General features: G+C 73.8%; 23 protein-coding genes, 1 pseudogene and 1 riboswitch. Of the genes and pseudogenes, 10 read left to right on the top strand and 14 right to left on the bottom strand.

Annotated elements, in window-relative coordinates:
• Positions 1–2: 2 nt before the first annotated feature.
• From ACFYOB_RS04115 to ACFYOB_RS04085, 7 genes are all read right to left on the bottom strand, one after another.
• On the bottom strand, positions 3–1,385 hold the full coding sequence (locus tag ACFYOB_RS04115; protein ID WP_388554219.1) for a cobyrinate a,c-diamide synthase: 1,383 nt from the start codon (positions 1,383–1,385) through the stop codon (positions 3–5).
• The gene (gene cobO / locus ACFYOB_RS04110; RefSeq protein WP_388554216.1) at positions 1,379–1,978 is read right to left on the bottom strand and encodes a cob(I)yrinic acid a,c-diamide adenosyltransferase; all 600 of its coding nucleotides are present in this window, start codon (positions 1,976–1,978) and stop codon (positions 1,379–1,381) included. Before cobO ends, ACFYOB_RS04115 begins: the two co-directional genes overlap by 7 nt.
• Positions 1,978–4,119: a putative cobaltochelatase gene (locus ACFYOB_RS04105; RefSeq protein ID WP_388554213.1), complete on the bottom strand. Its 2,142-nt coding sequence runs from the start codon at positions 4,117–4,119 to the stop codon at positions 1,978–1,980. Before ACFYOB_RS04105 ends, cobO begins: the two co-directional genes overlap by 1 nt.
• Before the next feature lie 85 nt (positions 4,120–4,204).
• Complete coding sequence (locus ACFYOB_RS04100) at positions 4,205–5,725, bottom strand: cobyric acid synthase (protein WP_388554211.1); 1,521 nt, start codon at positions 5,723–5,725, stop codon at positions 4,205–4,207.
• Entirely contained in the window at positions 5,722–6,681 is a 960-nt protein-coding gene (locus ACFYOB_RS04095) for a cobalamin biosynthesis protein (protein WP_388554208.1), read from the bottom strand. The genes ACFYOB_RS04100 and ACFYOB_RS04095 overlap by 4 nt, the downstream gene beginning before the upstream one ends.
• A 58-nt stretch (positions 6,682–6,739) precedes the next feature.
• A riboswitch (cobalamin riboswitch) is annotated at positions 6,740–6,824 on the bottom strand.
• A 137-nt stretch (positions 6,825–6,961) separates the two neighbouring features.
• The gene (locus ACFYOB_RS04090; RefSeq protein WP_388554206.1) at positions 6,962–7,183 is read right to left on the bottom strand and encodes a hypothetical protein; all 222 of its coding nucleotides are present in this window, start codon (positions 7,181–7,183) and stop codon (positions 6,962–6,964) included.
• 25 nt (positions 7,184–7,208) lie between these two features.
• Positions 7,209–8,489: an anion permease gene (locus tag ACFYOB_RS04085; RefSeq protein WP_388554203.1), complete on the bottom strand. Its 1,281-nt coding sequence runs from the start codon at positions 8,487–8,489 to the stop codon at positions 7,209–7,211.
• Positions 8,490–8,799: 310 nt separating this feature from the next.
• Here ACFYOB_RS04085 and ACFYOB_RS04080 point away from each other — a divergent pair, with 310 nt between their 5' ends.
• Both ACFYOB_RS04080 and ACFYOB_RS04075 read left to right on the top strand, forming a co-directional pair.
• Entirely contained in the window at positions 8,800–9,930 is a 1,131-nt protein-coding gene (locus tag ACFYOB_RS04080; RefSeq protein ID WP_388554201.1) for an alpha/beta hydrolase family protein, read from the top strand.
• 161 nt (positions 9,931–10,091) lie between these two features.
• Complete coding sequence (locus ACFYOB_RS04075; RefSeq protein WP_388554198.1) at positions 10,092–11,540, top strand: hypothetical protein; 1,449 nt, start codon at positions 10,092–10,094, stop codon at positions 11,538–11,540.
• A 34-nt stretch (positions 11,541–11,574) separates the two neighbouring features.
• Here the strand turns inward: ACFYOB_RS04075 and ACFYOB_RS04070 are convergent, their stop codons facing one another.
• Positions 11,575–11,970, bottom strand: coding sequence for a VOC family protein (locus ACFYOB_RS04070; RefSeq protein WP_388554195.1), 396 nt, complete (start codon positions 11,968–11,970; stop codon positions 11,575–11,577).
• 60 nt (positions 11,971–12,030) lie between these two features.
• Positions 12,031–12,766, bottom strand: a pseudogene (locus ACFYOB_RS04065) (neutral zinc metallopeptidase).
• A gap of 259 nt (positions 12,767–13,025) precedes the next feature.
• Here ACFYOB_RS04065 and ACFYOB_RS04060 point away from each other — a divergent pair.
• The 8 genes from ACFYOB_RS04060 (at position 13,026) to amaP (ending at position 18,444) form a co-directional block, all read left to right on the top strand.
• Entirely contained in the window at positions 13,026–14,624 is a 1,599-nt protein-coding gene (locus ACFYOB_RS04060) for an ABC-F family ATP-binding cassette domain-containing protein (protein ID WP_388554193.1), read from the top strand.
• A 335-nt stretch (positions 14,625–14,959) separates the two neighbouring features.
• Complete coding sequence (locus tag ACFYOB_RS04055) at positions 14,960–15,181, top strand: helix-turn-helix domain-containing protein (protein ID WP_030010789.1); 222 nt, start codon at positions 14,960–14,962, stop codon at positions 15,179–15,181.
• Positions 15,182–15,347: 166 nt separating this feature from the next.
• The gene (locus ACFYOB_RS04050) at positions 15,348–16,127 is read left to right on the top strand and encodes an enoyl-CoA hydratase/isomerase family protein (protein WP_388554190.1); all 780 of its coding nucleotides are present in this window, start codon (positions 15,348–15,350) and stop codon (positions 16,125–16,127) included.
• Positions 16,128–16,264: 137 nt separating this feature from the next.
• Positions 16,265–16,696, top strand: a complete 432-nt coding sequence (locus ACFYOB_RS04045) for an Asp23/Gls24 family envelope stress response protein (protein WP_388554187.1) — start codon at positions 16,265–16,267, stop codon at positions 16,694–16,696.
• An 18-nt stretch (positions 16,697–16,714) separates the two neighbouring features.
• Positions 16,715–16,900 carry a hypothetical protein gene (locus ACFYOB_RS04040; RefSeq protein WP_328925022.1) on the top strand — a complete coding sequence of 62 codons (186 nt, stop codon included), beginning with the start codon at positions 16,715–16,717 and terminating at the stop codon, positions 16,898–16,900.
• A 7-nt stretch (positions 16,901–16,907) separates the two neighbouring features.
• Positions 16,908–17,309, top strand: a complete 402-nt coding sequence (locus ACFYOB_RS04035; protein ID WP_388554184.1) for an Asp23/Gls24 family envelope stress response protein — start codon at positions 16,908–16,910, stop codon at positions 17,307–17,309.
• A complete protein-coding gene (locus ACFYOB_RS04030; protein ID WP_388554181.1) occupies positions 17,306–17,881 on the top strand; it encodes a DUF6286 domain-containing protein in 576 nt (191 codons plus the stop codon). The genes ACFYOB_RS04035 and ACFYOB_RS04030 overlap by 4 nt, the downstream gene beginning before the upstream one ends.
• 5 nt (positions 17,882–17,886) lie before the next feature.
• Positions 17,887–18,444 carry an alkaline shock response membrane anchor protein AmaP gene (amaP, locus tag ACFYOB_RS04025; protein WP_388555537.1) on the top strand — a complete coding sequence of 186 codons (558 nt, stop codon included), beginning with the start codon at positions 17,887–17,889 and terminating at the stop codon, positions 18,442–18,444.
• A gap of 20 nt (positions 18,445–18,464) precedes the next feature.
• Here amaP and ACFYOB_RS04020 read toward each other — a convergent pair whose 3' ends face one another.
• The 5 genes from ACFYOB_RS04020 to ACFYOB_RS04000 form a co-directional block, all read right to left on the bottom strand.
• The gene (locus tag ACFYOB_RS04020) at positions 18,465–19,220 is read right to left on the bottom strand and encodes an SDR family oxidoreductase (RefSeq protein WP_388554178.1); all 756 of its coding nucleotides are present in this window, start codon (positions 19,218–19,220) and stop codon (positions 18,465–18,467) included.
• 9 nt (positions 19,221–19,229) lie between these two features.
• Complete coding sequence (locus ACFYOB_RS04015) at positions 19,230–20,030, bottom strand: SURF1 family protein (RefSeq protein WP_388554176.1); 801 nt, start codon at positions 20,028–20,030, stop codon at positions 19,230–19,232.
• 153 nt (positions 20,031–20,183) lie between these two features.
• On the bottom strand, positions 20,184–20,417 hold the full coding sequence (locus ACFYOB_RS04010) for a hypothetical protein (protein ID WP_328925016.1): 234 nt from the start codon (positions 20,415–20,417) through the stop codon (positions 20,184–20,186).
• 96 nt (positions 20,418–20,513) lie between these two features.
• A complete protein-coding gene (locus ACFYOB_RS04005) occupies positions 20,514–21,491 on the bottom strand; it encodes a DEDDh family exonuclease (protein ID WP_388554174.1) in 978 nt (325 codons plus the stop codon).
• A gap of 44 nt (positions 21,492–21,535) precedes the next feature.
• On the bottom strand, positions 21,536–24,181 hold the full coding sequence (locus ACFYOB_RS04000) for an MXAN_6230/SCO0854 family RING domain-containing protein (RefSeq protein WP_388554172.1): 2,646 nt from the start codon (positions 24,179–24,181) through the stop codon (positions 21,536–21,538).
• Between the last annotated feature and the right edge of the window lie 2 nt (positions 24,182–24,183).

The raw sequence follows: 24,183 nt of genomic DNA, 5'->3' as shown, positions 1-24,183 counted from the left end.
GTTCACCGTCCGGCTGCCGCGGCTCGTGCGAACCGGAAGGCCACGGACGGCTCAGCCGCCCAGTGCGTGTGCAGGTAGCTGGCGTGCACGCCCTGCTGTACGAAGCCCTCGACGCGGCGTTCCGGGTGCGTGAACCCCCACGCCGGCGCGGCTCCCGCGCCCGGCTCGATCACCGTCCGGTGGAACTCGTGGCCGCGCAGCCGGGTACCGGTGGGCGCGAGGGCGCTGTCGGACACCGCCACCGCCTCGCGGTAGCCCAGGGTGAGGCGCTCCGACATCCGGGCGTCGGCGTCGAGCACCCCGCACATGGGCTTCCCGTCCAGGGACCGCGCGAGGTACAGCAGCCCGGCGCACTCGGCGGCCACGGGGCCGCCTTGTGCGGCGAAGTGGGCCACGGCCTCGCGGAGCGGCTCGTTGGCCGACAGCTCCGGCGCGTACACCTCGGGGAAGCCGCCGCCGATCACCAGGCCGGTGGTTCCTTCGGGCAGCGCCTCGTCCCGGAGCGGGTCGAAGGTGACGACCTCCGCTCCCGCGGCGGTGAGCAGCTCCGCGTGCTCGGCGTACGAGAACGTGAACGCGGCCCCGCCCGCGACGGCGACCACCGGCCGTGGACCGGGGCTCAGCTGCGGACCCCGCGCCTCGTCTGCCTGCGACGCAGACCACGCGTCGGCGGACAACGGCGGGGCCGTGCGGGCCAGGGCCATCAGGGCGTCCAGGTCGCAGCCCTGGCGCACCTGGTCCGCCAACGCCGCCACGGCGGCCAGCGCATCCGCGCGCCGCTCCGCGACCGGGACCAGCCCCAGGTGCCGCGACGGCGCGGCCACCTGCGGAGCCCGGCGCAGGACGCCGAGCACCGGCATCCCCGCCTCCTCCAGCGCCTCCCGCAGCATCACCTCGTGCCGGTCGGAGCCGACCTTGTTCAAGATCACGCCGCCGAGCCGCACCTGCGGGTCGAAGGAGGCGAATCCGTGCACCAGCGCCGCCACCGACCGCGACTGCGACGAGGCGTCGACGACCAGTACCACCGGCGCCCGCAGCAACTTCGCGACCTGCGCCGTCGACGCCAGCTCACCCCGCCCCGCGGCCCCGTCGTACAGCCCCATCACGCCCTCGACCACGGCGAGGTCGCACCCGGCCGCCCCGTGCGCGAACAGCGGAGCGACCAGCTCCGGCCCGCACATGAAGGCGTCGAGGTTGCGCCCCGGGCGGCCGGTGGCCAGCGCGTGGTAGCCGGGGTCGATGTAGTCCGGCCCGGCCTTGTGCGGGGACACGGCGAGGCCGCGCTCCGAGAAGGCCGCCATCAGGCCCGTGGCGACGGTGGTCTTGCCGCTGCCGGACGACGGCGCGGCGATGACCAGGCGGGGAACGTTGGACGAAGTCACCACTCGATGCCCTTCTGGCCCTTCTGGCCGGCGTCCATCGGGTGCTTGACCTTGGTCATCTCGGTGACGAGATCCGCGAACTCCAGCAGCTTCTCCGGTGCGTTGCGTCCCGTGATCACCACGTGCTGGGTGCCGGGACGGGTGCGCAGCACCTCGATGACCTCGTCGACGTCGATCCAGCCCCAGTGCATCGGGTACGCGAACTCGTCGAGAACGTACAGCTTGTGCGTCTCGGCGGCCAGATCGCGCTTGACCTGCTCCCAGCCCTCCTTGGCCGCCTGCTCGTTGTCGAGCTGCGCGTCCCGCTGGACCCAGGACCAGCCCTCGCCCATCTTGTGCCAGACGACGGAGCCGCCCTCGCCGGAGGCGCCGAGCACCTTCAGCGCGTTCTCCTCGCCGACCTTCCACTTCGCCGACTTGACGAACTGGAACACCCCGATCGGCCAGCCCTGGTTCCAGGCGCGCAGAGCCAGCCCGAAGGCCGCCGTCGACTTGCCCTTGCCGGGGCCGGTGTGGACGAAGACGAGCGGGCGGTTGCGGCGCTGGCGCGTCGTGAGCCCGTCGTCCGGAACGACGGTCGGCTGTCCCTGCGGCATTACGCGGCCCTCCTGTTGGTGTGCGGTGCGGAAGATGCGGGAGATGCGGGAGACGACACCGCGGTACGTACGTTCTTCACGAGCCCGGCCAGCGAGTCGGCCCGCAGCCCGTCGAGCGTGACGGCGGGCCCGCCGAGATCGGTGGCCAGTACTCCGGCCAGCCCCAGCCGGACCGGCCCCGACTCGCAGTCGACGACCACGGACGCGACGCCCCCGGCCTGCAGCAGCCGGGCGCTGCGCCCGGCGAGCTCCCGCGGGTCGCCGGCCGCCCCGCCGGCCGAGGTGGCCCGCCCGTCGGTGACGACGACCAGCAGCGGGCGCCTGCTCGGATCCCGCAACCGTTCGATCCGCAGCACCTCGTGGGCCTTCAGCAGGCCGGCGGCCAGCGGGGTGCGGCCACCGGTCGGCAGCTGTTCCAGCCGGGCAGCGGCCGCGTCCACCGAGGAGGTGGGCGGCAGCGCCAGCTCGGCGCCCGCCCCCCGGAAGGTGATCAGGCCGACCTTGTCCCGGCGCTGGTAGGCGTCCAGGAGCAGCGACAGCACGGCGCCCTTGACCGCGCTCATGCGCTGCCGGGCGGCCATCGAGCCGGAGGCGTCGACGACGAAGAGCACGAGGTTGCCCTCGCGGCCCTCCCGCGTGGCCTGGCGCAGGTCGTCCTTGCGGATCACCAGGCCGGGCCCGCTGCGCCCGCGCGCCTTCTGGTGCGGGGCGGCCGCGTGCACGGTGGCCGCCAGGTGCAGCTTGGTCAGCTGGCCCCGGGGGCGCTGGGCCCCGGTGGTCCGGCCGTGGGCGGTGCGGGCGCGCGAACGCCGCCCGGCAGCGCCCTCACCGAGCCCCGGCACGCTCAGCATCTTGGTCCGGAACGGCTCGGCGGCCCGTACGGCGGCCTGTTCGGGCCCGCCGGATTCCCGGGCGGAGGGCTGCGGGGCCTCGGGGGCGTCCGAGGGCGCGTTCTGCGTGGACTCCGGCTGCGGCTGCGGCTCCGGCTCCGGCTCCGACTCCGGCTCCGGCGGGGCGTCGGACGCCTGGGGGCCATTGCCCTGCGGGGGCACCCCGCCGCCCCCGTCGGGGCCGCCGCCGTCGTCGTCCGGGCCCTCGGGCTCGGTGTCCGGCTCCGGGTCGGGCTCCTCGTCCTCGAACCGGTCCAGGATCTCGTCCAGCTTGTCCTCGTCCAGGCCCGGCGCGTCGAACGGGTTGCGCCGCCGCCGGTGGGGGAGGGCCAGCAGCGCGGCCTGCCGCACGTCCTCCTTCAGCACGGTGGTCCGGCCCGCCCAGGCGGCCAGCGCCGTCGCGGTCCGGGCCATCACGATGTCGGCCCGCATGCCGTCGACCTCGAACCCGGCGCAGGTCGCGGCGATCTGGAGCAGCGCGTTGTCGCCGAGCACCACCTGCGGGAGCAGCGCCCGCGCCGCCACCACCCGGGCGCGGACCTCGTGTTCGTCACCGGCCCAGCGGGTCGCGAAGCCGGCCGGATCGTCCTCGTAGGCGAGCCGGCGGCGTACGACCTCCACCCGCTGGGCGGGCTCGCGCGAGGCGGCGACCTCGACGGTCAGCCCGAACCGGTCGAGGAGCTGCGGCCGCAGCTCGCCCTCCTCGGGGTTCATCGTGCCGACGAGCAGGAAGCGGGCGGCGTGGCGGACGGACACGCCCTCGCGCTCGACGTACGAGGCACCCATCGCGGCGGCGTCCAGCAGCAGGTCGATCAGGTGGTCGTGGAGGAGGTTGACCTCGTCGACGTACAGGATCCCGCGGTGCGCGTCGGCGAGCAGGCCGGGCTCGAAGGCCTTCACGCCTTCCGCCAGGGCCCGTTCGATGTCGAGCGCGCCGACGAGGCGGTCCTCGGAGGCGCCGACGGGCAGCTCCACCATGCGGGCGGGCCGGGCACCGCCCGGGCCGGGCTCGTGCGGGCCGTCCGGGCAGGCCGGGTCGGGCGCGGCCGGCGCGCACGAGAACCGGCAGCCGGGGACCACGTCCACCTGCGGCAGCAGCGCGGACAGCGCGCGCACGGCGGTGGACTTGGCGGTGCCCTTCTCGCCGCGCACCAGCACACCACCGACCGCCGGGCTCACGGCGTTGAGCAGGAGCGCCAGCCGCAGGTCGGTCTGGCCGACCACTGCGGTGAACGGATAGGGCGTGCTCATGCGTTGCTCACTCCTTCGAGGATGGTGCGGACCGTTGCCGTGTGCGGCGCCGTCGCCGGGGCTCCGCCCCGCAGGGACCGGCCCGTCACGGCGCGCCCGGGGGGAGGAAGGGCAGGCCCGTCGGGGCGCCGGCCTCGATCAGCCGCAGCAGGGCATCCGTGTCGGCGTGCTCCGCTATCAAGTCGCCCAGCAGGTCCAGCTGCTCCTCCCGCAGGGCGGAGAACGAGGTGTCCGCGGCCGGTACGAACCGGCGCCCCGCGGCCGAAGCCACCTCCCGCAGGAACGCCCGGCGGAAGCCGTCCGACTCCAGCGAGCCGTGCCAGTGCGTGCCCCAGACGGCTCCGACCCGGCAGCCGTCCAGGAAGGGCTCCCCGCCCAGGACTTCCGCGACCCCGTGGTGGATCTCGTACCCCTCGACCGGCTCGCCGAGCGCCGAACCCACCGGCCGCGCCAGGGTCTTCTCCCGCTCGAAGCGGATGCGCACGGGCAGCAGCCCGAGGCCGTCGACCGCTCCCGCCCGCGATTCGACCTCGTCCTCGATGTGCTCGCCGAGCACCTGGAAGCCGCCGCAGATGCCGAGCACCGGCCTGCCCTCGGCAGCCCGCCGGACCAGGGCGTCGGCCAGCCCGCGCTCGCGCAGCCAGGCGAGGGCCTTCACCGTCCCGCGCGTCCCGGGTACGACGACCAGGTCCGCGTCGGCCAGTTCCTCGGCCCGGTCCACGAACCGGACCACGACCCCCGGCTCCGCCGCGAGCGCGTCGACGTCCGTGAAGTTCGACATCAGCGGCACCGCGCACACGGCGACCCGCAGCACGTCCTCGCCGACCGGCGGGGCCACCACGGACTCCCGTACCGCGCCCCGCAGCGAGACGCGCAGGCCGTCCTCCTCGTCGATGCCGAGCCCGTGCCGGAAGGGCAGCACCCCGTACGTGGCGCGGCCGGTCAGACCGCGCAGCATCTCCATGCCGGGCTCCAGCAGCGAGACGTCCCCGCGGAACTTGTTGACCAGGTACCCGGCGATCAGCGACTGGTCCTCGGGCGACAGCAGCGCCGTCGTGCCGAAGAAGGACGCGAAGACCCCGCCCCGGTCGATGTCCCCGACCACGACCACCGGGAACCGCGCGGCCCGCGCGATGCCCATGTTCACGATGTCGGTCCGGCGCAGATTGATCTCGGCCGGACTCCCCGCCCCCTCACAGATCACGGCGTCATACGTGCCCCGCAGCTGCTCCAGGCAGTCCGTGACGATGCCCAGAAGCTGCTCCTGCCGCCCGCCGTGGTAGCCGCGTGCGCTCATCTCGCCCACGGGCTTGCCCAGCAGCACGACCTGGCTGCTGCGGTCGCCGCCCGGCTTGAGGAGCACCGGGTTCATCAGCGCGGTCGGCTCCACGCGGGCCGCCTGGGCCTGCATGGCCTGGGCGCGCCCGATCTCGGCGCCCTCCCGCGTGACGAAGGAGTTCAGCGACATGTTCTGCGCCTTGAAGGGCGCCACCGTCACGCCCTGGCGGGCCAGCCAGCGGCAGATGCCCGCCGTGACCACGCTCTTGCCCGCGTCCGACGTGGTGCCCGCGACGAGCAGTCCGCCGCCGCGCTTCGCGCCGCTCATGCGCGCCCCCTCCGTGATGTACGAGAGACCAGCAGCCGGGCCGCGACGCACGCGCCCAGCGTCAGCCAGGTCACCTGCCGCGACAGCCGGACCGCCCGCTCGATGTCCGCGACCTCCACCGGCCGCCCCGCCTCGCCGTTCAGGACCGCCCGGTGCTCGACCCGCCCGCCGTACGCGAGGGTCCCGCCCAGCCGTACCCCGAGCGCCCCCGCGAAGGAGGCCTCCACGGGACCGGCGTTCGGGCTCGGGTGCTTGGCGGCGTCCGCTCGCCAGGCCCGGGCCGCCCCCCGGCGGTCCGGGCCCGCGAGGACGGCCGCCAGCGCGGTCAGCCGGGCCCCGGGCCAGCCCGCCACGTCGTCGAGCCGGGCGGACGCCCAGCCGTAGCGCAGGTAGCGGGGCGACTTGTGGCCGACCATCGCGTCCAGGGTGTTCACGGCGCGGAAGGCCAGCAGCCCGGGGACCCCGGCGACCGCGCCCCAGACCAGGGCGCCGACCACCGCGTCGGAGGTGTTCTCCGCGACCGACTCCACGACTGCGCGGGCCATCTGCTGCTCGTCCAGGGAGTGCGGGTCGCGCCCGCACAGGTGCGGCAGCCGCTCGCGGGCCACCTCGGCGTCCCCGGCGGCGAGGGCGCCGCCGATGGCGCGGGCCTCGCGGCCCAGCGAGGTGCCGCCGACGACGGCCCAGGTGGCGGCGGCGGTCAGGGCGATACGGGCGGCCGCGGGCCGGGAGCGCACGGCGCGGGCGCCCAGCGCGCCGACGGCGGCCGCGCCCCCGGCGCACACGAAGCTGTGCAGGATGCCCCGGGCGCGGTCGTCGCGCCACAGGGCGCGCTCGACAGCGGCGGCGGCTCGTCCGAAGGCGGCCACGGGGTGCCCTCGGCGCGGATCACCGAGGATCCGGTCGCCGATCAGGCCCGCCGTGGCGCCGTACGCGAAGACGCGATCGGCACGCATGGTGACAGGTATGTCCTCACTCAGGGTCCGCGCCCTGGTTCGACGTGTCCGGCGGCGAGAGTTCCTGGCTCCCGGGTCGCACTCGGTCGAGTGCCCCCGGTGACAGTGGCGGGACCGCGCCGGATTCGCACCGGACTTCCTCTCCATGCCGCCGTATTGGCCCGGGCAGTCCACCACGCGCCGAGAACGCCCGTCAACTCGCCGTTGACCTGCGCCGGGGCATACGAAAGCTCCCCCCGGGGAAAACCCGGAGGGAGCCTTCACACGTGGTGTCCGCGCCTCAGGAGACGATCAGGTAGATCCCGTACCCCACGGCCGCCGTGACGAGCGCGAAGCAGGCGTACGCACCGCTGCGGGCCAGGGTGGCGGTGCCGCCCTGCTCGGTGGCCGCCTCGTGCTTGGACAGGCCCACCAGGCCCAGGGTGAACAGGGCCACGAGGGCGACGGTGGCGGAGAGGCTGACCCCGAAGACGGAGCCGAGTGCTTCCCAGTCGATCTTCATACTGCCGTTCCTCTGTGTGTCTCGGTCAGACCGCGGCGGCCGGAGACGGCGCGGTTGCCGGGGCTGTCGTCCCGGCCGGGATGGTGGCCTTGAGGTCCTCGTCCGTCACGGCGGCGGTCGTACCGGCCGCGATGGAGGCCGTCGGCGGGACGGTGACGGCGGCCATGGCCGTGGTGACGACACCCGGCTCCTCGGCGCCGGCCGGCTGCACGTCGTTGACGTTGTGGTGGTCGACGACCTGGCGGCGGGAGATGAGCCAGATGGCGACGCACGAGGCGACCAGGAAGAGCGCGACGGCGGCGACGCCGACGTCACCGGAGCGCATGACCAGCTCGGCACCGGCGGAGACCAGGGCCGCGGCCGGCAGGGTCAGGCCCCAGGCGATGAACATGCGGGTGGCGGTGGACCAGCGGACCACGCCGCCCTTGCGTCCCAGACCCGCACCCATGACGGCGCCGGAGCACGCGTGGGTGGTGGAGAGGGAGAAGCCGAGGGAGGAGGAGGCCAGGATGACGCTGGCGGCCGAGGTCTGGGCGGCGAAGCCCTGCTGCGGGTGCAGGTCGGTCAGGCCGCTGCCCATGGTGCGGATGATGCGCCAGCCGCCCAGGTAGGTGCCCATCGCGATGGCCATGCCGGCGGAGACGATGACCCAGACCGGCGGGTTCGCGCCGGACTCCAGCGCACCGCCCGCGATGAGCGCCAGGGTGATGATGCCCATCGTCTTCTGCGCGTCGTTGGTGCCGTGCGCGAGGGAGACGAGGCTCGCCGAGGCGATCTGCCCGGCGCGGTACCCCTTGGAGGAGGTCTTCTCGCCGACCTTGTTGCCGAGCTTGTACGTGACCTTGGCGGCCAGCATCGCGGCCACACCGGCCACGATCGGCGCGGCGATCGCGGGGATCAGCACCTTGGTGACGACGACGCTGCCGTTGACCGCGCCGATGCCGGCGGAGGCGACCGCGGCACCGATCAGGCCGCCCATCAGGGCGTGGGAGGAGCTGGAGGGGAGTCCGACCAGCCAGGTGACGAGGTTCCAGAGGATCGCGCCGACCAGGGCGGCGAAGATCACTTCCGGCTGGATGCCCTCCTCGTTGATCAGGCCCTTGGAGATCGTCTTGGCGACCTCCACGGACATGAACGCGCCGACGAGGTTGAGCACGGCGGACATGGCCACCGCCGTCTTGGGCTTGAGGGCGCCGGTCGAGATGGTGGTGGCCATCGCGTTGGCCGTGTCGTGGAAACCGTTCGTGAAGTCGAACACGAGAGCGGTGATGATCACGATCCCGAGGAGAAGCGTTATGTGCTCCATTTACCCAGGCTTCTGTTTGACGTCAGTGGTTCGGCGACCGTAGGCAACCTGGATGAACGGAAGGTGAACTGACTCGGGCGGATGGGTGTCCTGGCGCGGTGTGCGATCAGGTCATTCGCCCCGATTCTGTCGTAGATATATCGATTAATGCACGTCAAAGCGGGGTGAACGGACCGCTCCGCCGGGGGCTTCCGGCGCGGTGGCCCACCCCGCCGGGCCGCGGAAAGAGACCTAGATCACCCTGCCGGGGCGGCGGTCGGAACGATCTGCTCCGGTGGCCCGCCGGAGCCCGCGCCTCGACACTGGAGCGGTGCGTACCGCGACAGCGACGGCAGTGGCCGTCACCACGACCCTCCTGGGAGTCGGCGCGGCCGCGGTGGCGGCCGGCCGGTATGCCGCCGACGCGGCCCTGCGGCCCGAGCCCGGACGTCCGCTGCCCGGCGGACCGCGCCTGAGTGTCCACTCCGTCGCCGACGACCGGGTCACGCTGACCCGCTCGCTGGGTTCCCTGCGCCCCGGTACGTACGGACTCGACGCCCCGGGGGTGCACGCCGTCGTCGGCCCCCTCCTCCCGGACGCCGCGCACGACCCGGACGCGGTCGTACGCCGGCTGCTCGCCGTTACCCACGGCAGCCTCCGCCCCGGGACCCGGGTCACCCTCACCCCCCAGGTCCACCTCGGGAACCCGCGCACCGCCCTCGGGCTCGACCACGCCGACGTGAACGTCCCCGGCGAGCTCGGCCCCCTGCCCGCCTGGTTCGTGCCCGGGGTCCGCGACACCTGGGTGATCACCGTGCACGGGCTCGGGGGCAGCCGGGAGCACCCGATGGCCGTCATGCCCTTCCTGCACCGGCACCAGCTGCCCGTCCTGGACCTCGCCTACCGCGGCGACCTGGGCGCCCCCGCCTCCCCGGACGGCCTGGGCCACCTCGGCGAATCGGAGTGGCGCGACCTGGACGCCGCCATCCGCTACGCCCTGCGCTACGGCGCCCGGCGCGTGGTCCTGCACGGCTGGTCCACCGGCGCCACCATGGCCCTGCGCGCCGCCGAGCGCTCGGCGCTCGCCGACCGGATCTCCGGGCTGGTGCTGGATTCGCCCGTACTCGACTGGCACACCACCCTGCGCGCGCTCGCCGCCGCGCGCGGCACCCCGGCCGCGGTGCTCCCGCTCGCGGTCCGGGCCGCCGAGGGCCGCACGGGACTGCGCGCCGACCACCGGGCGCCCGGCTCGGACCCCGGCTCCCTGCGCGTTCCCGTACTGATCTTCCACGGCCCGGACGACACGCTCGCCCCCTGGGCGCCCTCCACCCGGCTCGCCGCAGCCCGCCCCGACCTCGTCACCCTGCACACCGTGCGCCGGGCCGGCCACGGGGCGATGTGGAACGCGGACCCGGCCGGATACGAGGAGGCCCTGCGCCGCTTCCTCACCCCCCTCATGTGAGCGGAGACGCCCTGAAGTGGCCCGAGGTGAGGTCCTGTCATGTGAAAGGGATGTGACGGCGAGTGCCCTCCGGGTGACTTGCCCTGGTCTGCACCCCGGCGCGCCGTAGTAACGGAGGGTTCCGTTTGGGCTTTCGGCCAGTGACGGGCGAGACTGCTTCCGTGACGTCCCGAAAGCCTGATGAGCAGTTGGCTCGCGACTCCAGACTCCGACTCGTCTCCCAGCGTTCCGTGGCCACGGCCCGCAAAGCGGTGACGGACCGGCGCACCAGGCCCGCCACGAGGCCTCCGGCGGGTACGCCCGCCACGACCGACCTCGCCAACCGGGCCCGGGCCTCGCTCGCCGACGCCGTACGCCTGACCCGCTGGGCCGAACTCCACCTCGGCGCAGGGGACGGGGGTCGGCCCGCCCCCGCGGGCGCGCTGCCCGCCGCCGACGTCGAACGCGCCGCGGCGGAGCTGAACCTGACGCACGGCCAGATCAGAGTCGGCTGGGACCGCGCCAGGCTCGCCGGCCTCGTCGAGGTCCACGGCGGCCACGCCCGGCCCGGCTGGCGGCTGCGCGCCTGGGACCGCGACGACACCGCCGTACTGCGCGGCTGGGTCGCCCTCTTCGACGCGTGGTCCCTCGTCCATCCCGCCCCCGCCGACATCGCCCCCGCGGCCGTCGCCGAGGTCGTCGAGGCGATGCCCCAACTCCTCTCCCTCCTCCAGCTGTCCGCCGGCCCGGTGACCGTCCCCGATCTCCTCGACCTGCTCGGGCAGCGCGTCACCGAACTGCGCGACGAGCGGTGCGAGGTCCCCTACGACGCCCCGCAGGACACGGCGGAGGCGCAGACCACCGACGCGCAGATCACCGATGCGCAGCCCCCGGTCCCCGCGCCGCCCGTCCCGCTCGCCCGGCTGCTGCGCTGGGCGCTCGGCGGACTCGCAGCCGTGGACGCCGTCACCCTCGGCCCCGCCCAGGCCGCGCTCACGCCGCTCGGCAGCTGGGCGGTCTGGGTCAAGCTGGAGCAGATCTGCGTCGCCGCGCAGAGCCCCGCCGGGAACATCGAGCAGTCCGCCGCCGCCATGCTGCACGGCTGCGCCCGGCTCACCCCCGGCCCGGCCCGCGCCGAGTACCAGGCCTGGCTCGCCGCCCGGCCCGTCCGCCACGCCGTGGCCGAGCTCCTGCACGCCGCCCGCGGTGAGGACGCCCTGCTGCGCGGCCTCGCCTTCGAGGCGCTGCGCGTGGTCGGTGCCCCCGCCGAACCCGAGGTGCGCGCCGCCGTGCGCGAGCCCGCCCTGCGCCCCTACGCCCTGCTCTGGCTCGCCGAGCACGACGGGGTCGACCCCGACGATGCACAGGACGTCCTCACCGCCGAGGAGTCGACCTGGCTCTGGGTGGACACCGCGGCGGCGATCGCCGACCACGGCGAGGCCGACCTGCTCGCCCGCCACCTCGACTCTGCCGTCCGCACCACCGTCCCGCGCCTGCTGGACGAGGTCCGCGCGGTCGGCCACCCGCGCACCGTGCAGGTCCTAGTGGCGCTGGCGGCTGCCCACCCCGACCCGGCCCTGGCCAAGGCGGTCCGCCGGGCCGCCTTCCAGGTCCACACCGGCGGCGCGTAGCCGCGTACGGGCGAGGACGTATCCGCTGCGGGTCTCAGACCTGCGGCGCGTACGTCCCGAAGCTCCAGATGTTGCCCTCGCCGTCCCGGGCCATGTAGTCGCGGGAGCCGTAGTCCTGGTCAGTGGGTTCCATCAGGATCTCCGCACCGTGCTCGGCGGCCCGCCGGTGGTGGGCATCGACATCCTCGACCACGACATAGACCCCCGCCGGCCCCGCGTCGCCCATGGCCTTGTCGAAGACCCCGCCGGTGCCCTTGCTGCCCAGCATGACCAGACCGTTGCCGTAGGCCAGCTCCGCGTGCATCACCGAGCCGTTCTCACCCTCGTACACCGCGACCTGGCTGAAGCCGAAGGCCTCGGTCAGCAGCTTGATGGCCGCCTTCGCGTCGCCGTAGACCAGCGTGGGACAGATGGACGGAACGCCTGCCATGACGATCACTCCCTCTCGTGACGGTGACCCACGTCACAGCATGGCAGGCGCCACTGACAGTCAGCGGAAGGTGTTGCACTGGGCCATGTCACCGGTGCGGTAGCCCTGGTAGAACCACTGCTGCCGCTGCTCGGCCGACCCGTGGGTCCAGGACTCCGCGGTGACCCGGCCCTGGAACCTCTCCTGGATCCGGTCGTCGCCGACCGCCGCCGCCGCGTCCAGCCCGTCCCTGATGTCCTCGTCGGTGAGGCGGGTGATCAGCGGCCGGCCGGAGGACTCGTCCGGGGGCTGCGTCGCGCCTCGCGCCCACACCCCGGCGTAGCAGTCGGCCTGCAGCTCGACCTTGACGGCGTTGCTGTTCGCGCCCTGCCGGGCGAAGGGGCCGCCGCTCGCGCCGAACCTCGTCCGCAGGTCGTCGAAGAAGCCCAGGTCCAGATGGACCTTCTGGTCGGCGGGACAGTAGAAGGGGCCCACCGCGGAGGTGGCCGCCCCGCGGGCGGTGTTCACGCGACCCTCGAAGAAGACCGTCCGCGCCGGGGCGTACCGGCCCGCGCGCCGGGTGAACTCCTGCCTCCAGAAGTCCTGGGTGCTGTTGACCACCGCGACCAGCCGGCAGTCCTCCGGGGCGTTCGCGGACCGCCCCTTCGCGCAGACCCGCTTCACCTCGTCGACGGCAGGACGGGACCGGCGCCGACTCCTGGCCCCCGGAGGGCAGCCCCAGCTGCTCCGGTCACACACCGAACAGAAGGGCCGGGACGAGCGCGATCAGCCCGACGGCGTCGTCGTCGAACCGCATCCCGCACCGTCCTTGACTCCCGTGTCCGTCCTGCGGCGAGCATCGACCCGTTCATCCTGATGCGCAGCCGCACCCGCCGGTGCGGTCCATGAGCCGAACGGGGGACAGGGTGCAGGGCGCCCCGGCCGACCGGCGGCCCGATAAGTAGTTGCGCACCCCCGGTAGAATGACTCCCATGGCAAATCTCCTCGCGGATTAGCGGCGTCGAAGCATCGCGTCCTGCCCCCCTTCCGCCGTCCCCCCGCCCTGGAGTATTTCCGTGATCACCGCCACCGGCGTAGAGCTGCGCGCCGGCGCCCGCGTCCTCATCGAGTCCGCCTCCTTCCGCATCGCCAAGGGCGACCGCATCGGCCTGGTCGGCCGTAACGGAGCCGGCAAGACCACCCTCACCAAGTGCCTCGCCGGCGAGGGCCAGCCCGCCGCCGGCTCCATCACCCGCTCGGGTGAAGTCGGCTACCTCCCGCAGGACCCCCGCACCGGTGACCTGGAGGTCCTGGCCCGCGACCGGATCCTGTCCGCCCGCGGTCTGGACGTCCTGATCAAGAAGATGCGGATGAACGAGGAGCGCATCGCCACCGGCTCCGGCGCCACCCGCGAGAAGGCGCTCAAGCAGTACGAGCGCCAGGAGACCGAGTTCCTCACCAAGGGCGGATACGCCGCCGAGTCGGAGGCCGCGACGATCTCGGCCGCCCTCAGCCTGCCCGACCGGGTGCTCGGCCAGCCGCTGCACACCCTCTCCGGCGGTCAGCGCCGCCGCGTCGAGCTCGCCCGGATCCTGTTCTCGGACGCGGACACCCTGCTCCTCGACGAGCCGACGAACCACCTCGACGCCGACTCGATCGTCTGGCTGCGGGACTACCTGAAGAACTACCGCGGCGGCTTCGTCGTGATCTCCCACGACGTCGACCTCGTCGAGACCGTCGTCAACAAGGTCTTCTACCTGGACGCCAACCGCTCCCAGATCGACGTCTACAACATGGGCTGGAAGCTCTACCAGCAGCAACGCGAGGCCGACGAGAAGCGCCGCAAGCGCGAGCGCCAGAACGCGGAGAAGAAGGCCGCGGCCCTGAACTCGCAGGCCGACAAGATGCGCGCCAAGGCCACCAAGACCGTCGCCGCGCAGAACATGGCCAAGCGCGCCGAGCGGCTGCTGTCCGGCCTGGAGGCCGTCCGCGTCTCCGACAAGGTCGCCAAGCTGCGCTTCCCGGACCCGGCGCCCTGCGGCAAGACGCCGCTGACCGCCGAGGGCCTCTCGAAGTCCTACGGCTCGCTGGAGATCTTCACCGACGTCGACCTGGCCATCGACAAGGGCTCCCGGGTCGTCATCCTCGGCCTCAACGGCGCGGGCAAGACCACTCTGCTGCGCCTGCTGTCGGGCACCGAGAAGCCGGACACCGGCGTCGTGACGGCCGGCCACGGCCTCAAGCTCGGCTACTACGCCCAGGAGCACGAGACCCTGGACCCGGACCGCACGGTCCTGGAGAACATGCGGTCCTCCGCGCCCGACCTGGACCTGGTCGCCGTACGCAAGACGCTGGGCTCCTTCCTCTTCTCCGGGGACGACGTGGACAAGCCCGCCGGGGTGCTGTCCGGCGGCGAGAAGACCCGCCTGGCCCTGGCCACGCTGGTCGTCTCCTCGGCGAACGTGCTGCTGCTCGACGAGCCCACGAACAACCTGGACCCGGCCAGCCGCGAGGAGATCCTGGGCGCCCTGCGCACGTACAAGGGCGCGGTCATCCTCGTCACGCACGACGAGGGCGCGGTCGAGGCGCTGGAGCCGGAGCGGATCATCCTGCTCCCGGACGGCGTCGAGGATCTGTGGGGCCCGGACTACCGCGACCTGGTCGCCCTCGCCTGATCCAATTCCTTATGGATCATTCGGCTCAGGGGTGATCCATCATCTGAGTGAGACGGTCTCGTACCGCGCAGCGTCGTACGACGGCCCCGGCCGCGCCCGCGAGGGTGCGCGACCGGGGCCGTCCGTCTTCCGTCGTCCCGCCCCTGACCTGGCGATTCCCGGTGAGGGCAGCGAAGTGTGACGGAGGTCATGTGGCGGAAGGGGAGATTCCGTTCTGTGTGGGTGTCCACCCTTCGGGAAATGCGGCCGTACCGACCTTGCTGAATGGGTGGCCAGGAAGCGTGGGAGGGGTGATCATGAGAAGTCCAGAGCGCACTTCCCATGAGGAGGCACGGGTGGCCGAGACTCTGAAGAAGGGCAGCCGGGTAACCGGCGCCGCGCGCGACAAGCTCGCGGCAGACCTGAAGAAGAAGTACGACTCCGGTGCGAGTATCCGGGCACTGGCCGAAGAGACCGGCCGGTCCTACGGATTCGTCCACCGGATGCTCAGTGAGTCCGGGGTCTCGCTGCGCGGTCGCGGTGGCGCGACGCGCGGCAAGAAGGCGGCTACGGCCTGACCCTGGGCGCATCGGTTCCGACGTTTGAATGCTTCAAGGCTTCAAAGGTTTCAGTATGGTCAAACGGATCCTTCGGTGACCCCCGGTCGGCTTTCCGGTCGACTGGGTGGTTACTGTGCAGTCACTTAGGCCGGATCGCGGCCGACTGCACACCGGAGGCATACAGATGACTCTGCTCGACAAGGACGGCGTACGACTCACCGTCGACGGCTCGCTCGCCACGGTGACGCTGACCAATCCGGCCAAGCGAAACGCCCAATCCCCCGCGCTCTGGCGGGCTTTGGCGGAGGCCGGAAGGTCGTTGCCGGGCACCGTCCGGGTCGTCGTGCTGCGCGGTGAGGGCAAGTCCTTCTCCGCCGGGCTCGACCGGCAGGCGTTCACCCCCGAGGGTTTCGAGGGCGAGCCGTCCTTCCTCGATCTGGCACGCGGTTCGGACGAACTGCTCGATTCCACCATCGCCGAGTACCAGGAGGCATTCACCTGGTGGCGGCGTAACGACATCATCTCCGTCGCCGCCGTGCAGGGGCACGCGATCGGCGCCGGCTTCCAGCTCGCGCTCGCGTGCGACCTGCGCGTGGTCGCGGACGACGTGCAGTTCGCCATGCGCGAGACCAGCCTGGGCCTGGTCCCGGACCTGGCGGGCACCCAGCCCCTCACCTCGCTGGTCGGCTACGCCCGCGCGCTGGAGATCTGCGCCACGGGCCGCTTCGTGCATGCCGAGGAGGCGGAGCGGGTCGGCCTCGCCAACCTCGTGGTGCCCGCGGACGAGCTCGACGCCGCCGTCCAGGACCTCACCACCGCGCTGCTCGCCCCGCCGCGGGACGCCGTCGTCGAGACCAAGGCGCTGCTGCGCGACGCGCAGTCGCGCCCGTACGACGACCAGCGCGCCGCCGAACGCGCCGCCCAGGCCCGTCGCCTGCGCGACCTGGCGGGCCTGTCCGACTGACTCCCCACCACCGCGGAAAGGTGCCCGGGCGGAGCCCGGGCACCGGTTCAGGCCGACCGGCGTAGTCCCGGGGCGGCGGCGGCTTCGCGCGCTTACCGTGGTGTGGAGTGGAGTCCGCACGCGCGAAGGGACATGCGATGACCGAATCCGCATCGGGCAGCCCCGGCAAGGCGCCCGCCGACCGGGGGCGCACGAGCATCGCCGACGGAGTGGTCGAGAAGATCGCCGGGCTGGCCGCCCGCGAGGTGGTCGGCGTCCACGCCATGGGCAGCGGCAGCGGTCTCTCCCGTACCTTCGGCGCCGTCCGCGAACGGGTCCCCGGCGGCGCGAAGGCCTCCGTCAGCCGCGGCGTGAAGGCGGAGGTCGGCGAGGTCCAGACGGCCCTCGACCTGGAGATCGTCGTCGACTACGGCGTGTCGATCCGGGACGTGGCACGGGCGGTCCGTGAGAACGTCATCTCGGCGGTCGAGCGGATGACCAGCCTGGAGGTCGTCGAGGTCAACATCGCGGTCAGCGACGTCAAACTGCCCGATGAGCCCGACGAGGAGCCGGAGCCGCGGCTCCACTAGCGAAAAGGAGGCCCCGCAATGAGCATGGCGGTCGCCGGCCTGTTCGCCGGCATGGCCCTGGCGTTCGCCGGGTATTTCGGCGGCTTCGGAGCCTTCCTGCTGGTGGCGGCGCTCGGCGCCATCGGCTTCGTCGCCGGCCGGTTCCTCGACGGGGACCTGGAACCCGGAGACCTGTTCCGCCGCCGCGACGACCGGCGCGGGTGAGGCGCCGATGAGCATCCCGCCCCGGGCCACCCCGCCCCGGGCCACCCCGCCCCGGGCCACCCCGCCCCGGGTGGCGCCCGCCGACCGGGGGGCGACCCGGATCGCCGACCGGGTCGTCGCCAAGATCGCCGCCCAGGCGGCCCGGGAGGCGCTCGTCGCGCGGCCCGGACAGTCGGCGCCCCCGCACGCCATCGTCACCGTGCACCACGACATCGCCCGGGTACGGGTGAGCCTGGAGCTCGACTACCCCGCCGACCTGGCCGCCCAGTGCGCGGCCGTACGCCGTCAGGTCGCCCTGCGGGTCGAGGAGTACGCGGCGATGTCCGTACCCGAGGTGGACATCGACATCGAGCACCTGCACTCCACGCACACCCGGCCCGGCGCCGGGCGGGACCGGCGGCTGCGGTGACGGACTCCGACGAGGCCCCCGAAGCCGCCCGCGCTCCCCGGGCGCACCGGTTCCGCTCCGCCCGCCGCGTCCCGGCCGCGCTCACCGCCCTCGCCGTACTGGCAGTGGCGGGGCTGTTCCTGTACGACCTGGCCGCCGTACGGGCCGGCCGGCCAGGGATGGAGTGGCGCCGCGAGCTCGGCGACCAGCTGGACCGGCACACCCCGGCCGACCTGGGCGTACTGCTGGTCGGCGGAGTCCTCGCCGTCGCCGGGGCGGTGCTCCTGCTGCTGGCGCTCACTCCCGGGCGGCGCGGGATCCTCCCGATGCGCACCCCGGATCCGGCCGCCGGGGTACGCGCCGGGCTCGGCCGCAAGGACGCCGCGCAGGTACTGCGGGACCGGGCGATGGAGGTGCCGGGGGTGCGGTCGGTCCGGGTCAAGGTGGGCCGCTCCCACATCGGGGTGCGCGCCACCTCGCACTTCCGCGAGCTGGACGACGTACGGGCCGACCTGGACGCGGTGCTGGCCGTCGGCATCGGGGAACTGGGCCTCGCACATCCGCCGCAGCCGCGCGTACGGGTCAGGCGGTGAGCGGGATGCTCGGGGTGGTGAACCGGATCCTGCTGGCGGTGGCCGGCCTGGCCCTGCTGGCGGCCGGGGCCGTGGTGCTCACGGCGTCCTGGCCCCTGGGCGGCCGGCACGCCCCACTGCTGACGCAGGAGGCCCGGCGCCGGTACGGGCACGCCGAGGGCTGGTGGTGGTGGGTGGTGCTCGCGGGCCTCGTGCTGGGCGTGCTGCTGGCGCTGTGGTGGCTGCTGTCCCAGCTGAGGCGCTCACGGCTGCGGGCCGTGGTCGTCGACACCGGGGACGGGGCGTTCGCCATGCTGCGGGGGCCGGCCCTGGAGGAGGCGGTGGCCGCGGAGGCCGGCGCCCTGGACGGGGTCGCCCGCTGCCGGGTCGCGCTGCGCGGCAGGCGGGGGGCGCCTTCGCTGCGGGTCGCACTGGAACTCGAACCCCACGCGGTCCCGGCCGACGCCCTGGCCGCCCTCGCGGGCCCGGTCCTGACCCACGCCCGCACCTCGGCGGGCCTCGCCGGACTGCCGACGGAGGCCCGCCTCAAGGTGACGTCGCACCGGGCCCAGCGGGTGACGTAGGCCCTGTCGCAGACGGTGGCTCAGAAACCGTGCCGCGAGCCGCCGTCGACCGGCACCATGACGCCCGTCAGGTACGAGGCCGCGGGGGAGAGCAGGAACGCCGCCGTGCGGCCGAACTCCTCCGGGGTGCCGTAACGCCGCAGCGGGATGCGGGACTCGTTCCCGGCCCGCGCCGCCGCCGCGTCGCCGGACAGCGAGTCCAGCTCGCGTACGCGGTCGGTGTCGATCCGTGCCGGGAGCAGGCCCACGACCCGGATCCCGCGCGGGCCGAGGTCCACCGAGAGGGACTTGGCGAAGCCGGCCAGGCCCGGGCGCAGGCCGTTGGAGATGGTCAGGCCGGGGATCGGCTCGTGGACCGAGCCCGACAGGACGAAGCCGATGACCCCGCCCTCGCCCAGCTCGGCGGCGGCCGCCCGCGCGAGGCGGACCGCGCCGAGGAAGACCGACTCGAAGGCGGCCGACCACTGCTCGTCCGTGTTGTCCGCCGCGAGGCCCGGGGCCGGGCCGCCGACGCTGATGAGGACGCCGTCGAAGCGTCCGAAGCGCTCGCGCGCGGTCTCGACGAGGCGTCCGGCCGCTTCCGGGTCGGAGTTGTCGGCCGCCACACCGACCGCGTTCGGGCCGAGCGAGGCGGCGGCGTCGGCCGCCCGCTTCTCGTCCCGGCCCGTCAGGACGACCTTCGCGCCGTCGGCGGTCAGTTCCCGGGCGGAGGCGAGGCCGAGGCCGCGCGTGGCCCCGGTGACGATGTAGACACGGTCCTTCAGTCCAAGATCCATGCCGACACGCTACGCCGTCGCCGGCTCCCGCTCCGCGCCGGATCCAGGTTCACCGGCCGCGGCCTCCTCCTCGCGCTCGCGCTTCTCACGCCGTACGAGGACCAGCCAGCCCACCGGCACCGCGGCCGCGAACAGCCACCACTGGACGGCGTACGCCATGTGGGGGCCGATCGAGTCGTGGTCGGGATCGGGGATGGCCTCCGGGCTGCCGCCGGAGGGAGCCGGGCCGTCCAGTTCCAGGTAGCCGCCGAGGACGGGCCTGCCCAGGTACTCCGCCTGCTGCGCGCTGTTGATCAGCATCACCTGACGGTCCGGCAGACCCTTGCGGTCCTTGATGCCGCTGCCGCCGCTGGTCTCGTCGGCCTTCAGCCGGCCGGTCACGGTGACCTCGCCCGATGGCGCGGCCGGCACCGGCGGGTACGCGCGGGGGTCGTCGCCGCCCGGCACCCAGCCGCGGTTCACCAGCACCACCCGGCCGTCGGCCAGGACGAGCGGGGTCACGACGTGGAAGCCGACCTTGTCGTCGGCCGAGGTCCGCATCCGCACGACGACCTCGTGCGCGGTGTCGTACGTGCCGGTCGCGGTGACCGTCCGCCAGAAGTCCGAGCGGGGCACCTGATGGCCCGGGGAGGTGACCTCGGTCACGGGTGCCGGCTTCGCCGTCAGGTTCGCGGCGATCAGCTCGTTCTGGGCTACCCGGTGCTCATGGCGGTGGAACTGCCAGAACCCCAGCTTGATCATCGCGGGGATGAGGACGAGGGCGATGAGGGTGAGGCACACCCACTGCCGGGTCAGCACAAAGCGGTACACGCCCACGACGGTACCCCCAGCGGGGTCGGCCCCGGACGGCCGGGTGGCCGTCCGGGGTCACGGGGTACGGGACGGGGTGTCGGACGTGACGTCGGACTCGGTGTCGGACGTGTGGTCGGACGTGGTCGTCGGGCGTGTGGTCGGGCGTGGTCGTCAGGCGTGGTCCTTGATGCCCACCTTCCCTTCCGCGCGGGCGCAGTGCGCCCCGCAGAACCACTGCCCCTCGACCTCGACGCCCTGCCCGATGATCTGGACCCGGCAGTGCTCGCAGATGGGCGCCATGCGGTGAATGGCGCAGGAGAAGCAGTCGAAGACGTGCACGGCGCCCTGCGCGTGCACCTCGAACGACATGCCGTAATCGTTTCCGCAGACCTCACAACGTGCCATGGGCCGCATGCTCCGCACGGCGGCGGACCGGAACAAGATCCACCGGGGTGAGTCGCGGCGCCGGCACCCACCCGGCGCAACGTCCGGGCCGTCCGCTCAGTCCTCGGCCGCCGCCACGTCCCGCAGCAGCTGGGTGAAGGCCGCCTCGTCGACGACGGGCGTGCCGAAGGACTTCGCCTTGAGAGTCTTCGAGGTCGCCGAGTCGGGATCGTTCGTCACCAGCAGGCTGGTGAGGCGCGACACGCTCGTCGCGACGTGCAGGCCCGCCTCCACCGCGCGGTCCTCCAGCAGCTCCCGGTCCACCGAGGTGTCGCCGGAGAAGGCGATCCGCATCCCCTGCTTCAGCGGCTTGCCGTCCTCGAACCGGCCCGGGTTCGGGTGCGGGCACGGCGGCCGCTTGCGCGAGGGCCGCCAGCTGCCGCTCCCGTACGAGGCCTGGTAGCCGACGCGCGGGGTGACGGGGGAGTCCGACCACTCCGTCAGGGGCCGGCACTCCAGCAGCGGCAGCCGTACGCCCCCCTGCGCGGCCGCGTGCAGGGACGGGCGGAACGCCTCCGCCAGCACCCGGGCGTCGTCGAGCGCGTGGTGCGCGCGCTGCTGGACCACGCCGAAGTGCGCGGCGAGCGACTCCAGCTTGTGGTTGGGCAGCGGGAGGTTCAGTTCCTTCGACAGGGCGATGGTGCACAGCCGCTGACGGACCGGCGCGGTCTCGGCGGCCCGCGCGTACTCGCGGGCGATCATCTGCCAGTCGAAGATGGCGTTGTGCGCGACCAGCACCCGGTCCGCGAGCCGGCCGGCGAACTCCTCGGCGATGTCCTTGAACAGCGGCGCGCCGGCGAGCACCTCACTCGTCAGACCGTGGATCCACACCGGCCCCGGATCCCGCTGCGGGTTGACCAGGGTGTACCAGTGGTCCTCCACATTGCCCTGCGCGTCGAGCCGGTAGACGGCGGCGGAGACTATCCGGTCGTCGCGAGCGAGCCCGGTGGTCTCCACGTCGACGACCGCGTACCCCTGTGGGTACGCGGTCGGCCACGTCGTCTCTGCGGTCGTACGGTCGTCGAGCATGGTCACAGAGGATATCGGCCCCGACTGACAGCCGTGGCCGCGATGCCCGATCAGCCCAGCTCCGCCACGAGGTCCCCGGCACTCACCCGGTCGAAGGCCCCGGGCAGTTCGGCCGGCCCCGGAAACAGCCGGTACGCCGTCCCCGAAGCCCCGGGCGGGGCCACGCTCGCGTGTACCAGGGCCAGGAACACCCGCTTGCCCGCTGCCACTTCGGCGGCGGCCGCGTCGGCGTCAGCCGCCTCGCGCCGCTCCTGCGGCGCCTCCATGGCCGAGATCCGGGCGGCGAAGGCGGCCACCGGCTCGCCGTCCCCGGCCCGGTACAGCCACAGCTCGTCCGGCAGCGCCGGATGCGCGGCCCGGCGTACGACGGTCACCTCGTGGGAGCGTGCCGCGGCCCGCCACACCGCCAGGTCCCACAGGGTCGTACGGACGCCGGAGCCGAAGTGCTCCCACACGTCGCGGGCCACGGCGGCCAGCCGGTCCCCGTGCGAGGCCACGCTCTGGTAGCCGCCCGACGGCGGCAGGTGGACGTCCGCCCACAGGGTCCTGCGGGCGGCCAGGTCCACGACCATCGGCATGCAGACCCGCGACGCGCCCGCCAGGTCGAAGCGCTGGCGCACGGTGCGCGGATCGTACGAGGAGTCGCGCGGGCCCTTGGCCGGCAGGGCCATGAAGCCCGCGAAGGCGTCCGGCAGCTCGTCGAAGGGCACGTTGTTGAAGCTGAAGACCAGCGGGACCGCGTACACGTCGCCGCTCGATGCGAGAGCGGCCAGGTCCAGGTCCACGTACTCGGTGGCCCCGTCCGGCGCGGGCGCCGAGGTGAGGTCGCCCGAGTGGGTGGCGGCCCCGCGCGGCCCGTGCCGCAGGTTGGTGTAGTCGCACAGACCGGTGAACTTCCAGTCGGCGTCGAAGAACGCGACGGACAGGTCCAGGTCGGTGCGGTCGCCCGCGGGCTCCGTCCAGTGCAGGAACAGCCGCAGCACCTCGCCCTCGGGCAGGGTCTGCGTACTGCCCCGGGGGACGGCCACCAGTGCCTTGGCGGCCGTGCGCTCGCCGAAGGGCACGGTCAGGTCGGCCAGCCCGGAGTCGAGGACGGACAGTTCGTACGGCTCGTCCCCGGCGGCGGCGAACCGCCGCAGCACCTCCTCCTCCAGCCGGGACACCACCGCCGCGACGAGCGGCGCGGGCAGCGGCAGCCGCCAATCGGTCGCGGACTGCGCGGAGGCCACCTGTCCGCGCGGGAAGAACACCCGCCGGCCGCCGGTGCGGTCCTCGGCGCGTACCCGCAGCGCGCCCAGCGCGGACAGCAGCGGGCCGGCGCCGACGGAGGGCAGCCCTCGCGCGAGTGCCTTCTCCAGCTCGGGAACGAGCTCCTCGCCGGGATGCAGGCGCAGCAGATGGTCGAGACGGCGGACGAGTTCACCCGGCCGCTGCCCGGCCAGCGCGGCGGCCGCCCCCGTGTCCCCCTGGGCGAGGGCCTCCTCGACCCGGCCGGCCCAGGTGGCGGGCCGGATCCGGTCCCCGTCCACGCGGACGGCGTCCGGGTGCGCGGCGGCGGTCTCCAGCAGCGCCGCACCGAGCGGTGTGGCGGCGGACGCGGTGGTGCCCCGCAGCACGGCGAAGGCCAGCGCGGCGCGCGGGTGCCGGGCGTGCTGCTCGAAGGGGTGCAGGCGCTCGGCGGCCCGCTTCCAGGCAGTGGGATGCCGCAGCAGGTCCTCGACCAGGTACTCCGGGTTCAACGCGTCGAGCACGGAGAGGAGCTCCCGGCGCAGCGGCCGGCCGGGGTTGGCGAACCGGGGCAGCGGCAGCAGGCCCGCATCCCCGCCGGAGAGCACCGCGAGCAGCCGCAGTACGTCGGTGGCGGTGGTGAGCCGCTCGGCGAGCAGCGGCCGCGCCGCAGCCTCGGTCCGCCGATCGCCCAGCAGCCGGCCGAGGACCAGCGCCTTGGTCTCCCGTACGGGGATCGCCCCGGGGAGCCAGCCGAGGTCCGCCGGGGCGGTGGGGAGCAGGCAGGCCAGGTCGTCGCGGTCCTGGGGGGACAGCGGGGTCTGCCGGGCGAGCAGCGAGGCGACCACCCGGGCGCAGTCCTGCGGCAGACCGGTGCCGAGCCGGAGCAGCCGCAGCGGGCCCGACGGCAGACCCTTGCCCTTGCGGGCCGCCCGGTTGGCCCGGGCCGCGCGGCCGGCCCGCTCGTCGCGGTCCCGGCGCAGGAAGGGGTCGGCGGGGTCGACGCGCCGGTGGCAGACCGGGCAGCCGGTGTGGTCGGCGCCGTCCCAGCAGGTGCGGCACACCAGGTGGGCGCAAGGGGCGACGGGGTGGACCGTGCCGGCCGCGCCGCACAGCACGCACGGCTGCTCGGGCTCCTGGAGGAGCAGCGCGAAGACCCGGCCGACGTACCAGCGCTCGGTGTCGTGCGGGATGGAGAAGGGGAAGCGGCGGAAGAGCGGCTTGTGCACCCGGTCGGCGCCCATCAGCTCGTCCACCAGCGCGAGCAGCCGCAGCCGCTCCTGGGCGAGGTCGGTCGGCGCGAGCACCGACAGGGCAGCGTGCAGCTCCGCGCTCAGCGCGTGGCCGCGTTCGAGGAGTTCGCCCTCCAGGGGCCGCACCCCTTCGCTGCCGGGCGACGCGGCGGCCGGCGGCAGGTCGACGTAGACGGTTCCGAGCCGGCGCAGCAGGACGGACTCGATGGCAGACACTG

It is taken from the genome of Streptomyces sp. NPDC006463 (assembly GCF_042870715.1).
GTDB lineage: Bacteria > Actinomycetota > Actinomycetes > Streptomycetales > Streptomycetaceae > Streptomyces.
The sequence above is the reverse complement of the archived record's forward strand: the minus strand, read 5'-3'. Positions and strand labels throughout refer to the sequence as shown.

What these genes read in the sequence shown, in the direction of transcription:
- cobO (WP_388554216.1), bottom strand. Translation starts at nt 1,978, where the DNA reads ATGCCGCAGGGACAGCCGACCGTCGTTCCGGACGACGGGCTCACGACG.
- ACFYOB_RS04105 (WP_388554213.1), bottom strand. Translation starts at nt 4,119, where the DNA reads ATGAGCACGCCCTATCCGTTCACCGCAGTGGTCGGCCAGACCGACCTG.
- ACFYOB_RS04100 (WP_388554211.1), bottom strand. Translation starts at nt 5,725, where the DNA reads ATGAGCGGCGCGAAGCGCGGCGGCGGACTGCTCGTCGCGGGCACCACG.
- ACFYOB_RS04095 (WP_388554208.1), bottom strand. Translation starts at nt 6,681, where the DNA reads ATGCGTGCCGATCGCGTCTTCGCGTACGGCGCCACGGCGGGCCTGATC.
- ACFYOB_RS04090 (WP_388554206.1), bottom strand. Translation starts at nt 7,183, where the DNA reads ATGAAGATCGACTGGGAAGCACTCGGCTCCGTCTTCGGGGTCAGCCTC.
- ACFYOB_RS04085 (WP_388554203.1), bottom strand. Translation starts at nt 8,489, where the DNA reads ATGGAGCACATAACGCTTCTCCTCGGGATCGTGATCATCACCGCTCTC.
- ACFYOB_RS04070 (WP_388554195.1), bottom strand. Translation starts at nt 11,970, where the DNA reads ATGGCAGGCGTTCCGTCCATCTGTCCCACGCTGGTCTACGGCGACGCG.
- ACFYOB_RS04050 (WP_388554190.1), top strand. Translation starts at nt 15,348, where the DNA reads ATGACTCTGCTCGACAAGGACGGCGTACGACTCACCGTCGACGGCTCG.
- ACFYOB_RS04045 (WP_388554187.1), top strand. Translation starts at nt 16,265, where the DNA reads ATGACCGAATCCGCATCGGGCAGCCCCGGCAAGGCGCCCGCCGACCGG.
- ACFYOB_RS04040 (WP_328925022.1), top strand. Translation starts at nt 16,715, where the DNA reads ATGAGCATGGCGGTCGCCGGCCTGTTCGCCGGCATGGCCCTGGCGTTC.
- ACFYOB_RS04035 (WP_388554184.1), top strand. Translation starts at nt 16,908, where the DNA reads ATGAGCATCCCGCCCCGGGCCACCCCGCCCCGGGCCACCCCGCCCCGG.
- amaP (WP_388555537.1), top strand. Translation starts at nt 17,887, where the DNA reads ATGCTCGGGGTGGTGAACCGGATCCTGCTGGCGGTGGCCGGCCTGGCC.
- ACFYOB_RS04020 (WP_388554178.1), bottom strand. Translation starts at nt 19,220, where the DNA reads ATGGATCTTGGACTGAAGGACCGTGTCTACATCGTCACCGGGGCCACG.
- ACFYOB_RS04010 (WP_328925016.1), bottom strand. Translation starts at nt 20,417, where the DNA reads ATGGCACGTTGTGAGGTCTGCGGAAACGATTACGGCATGTCGTTCGAG.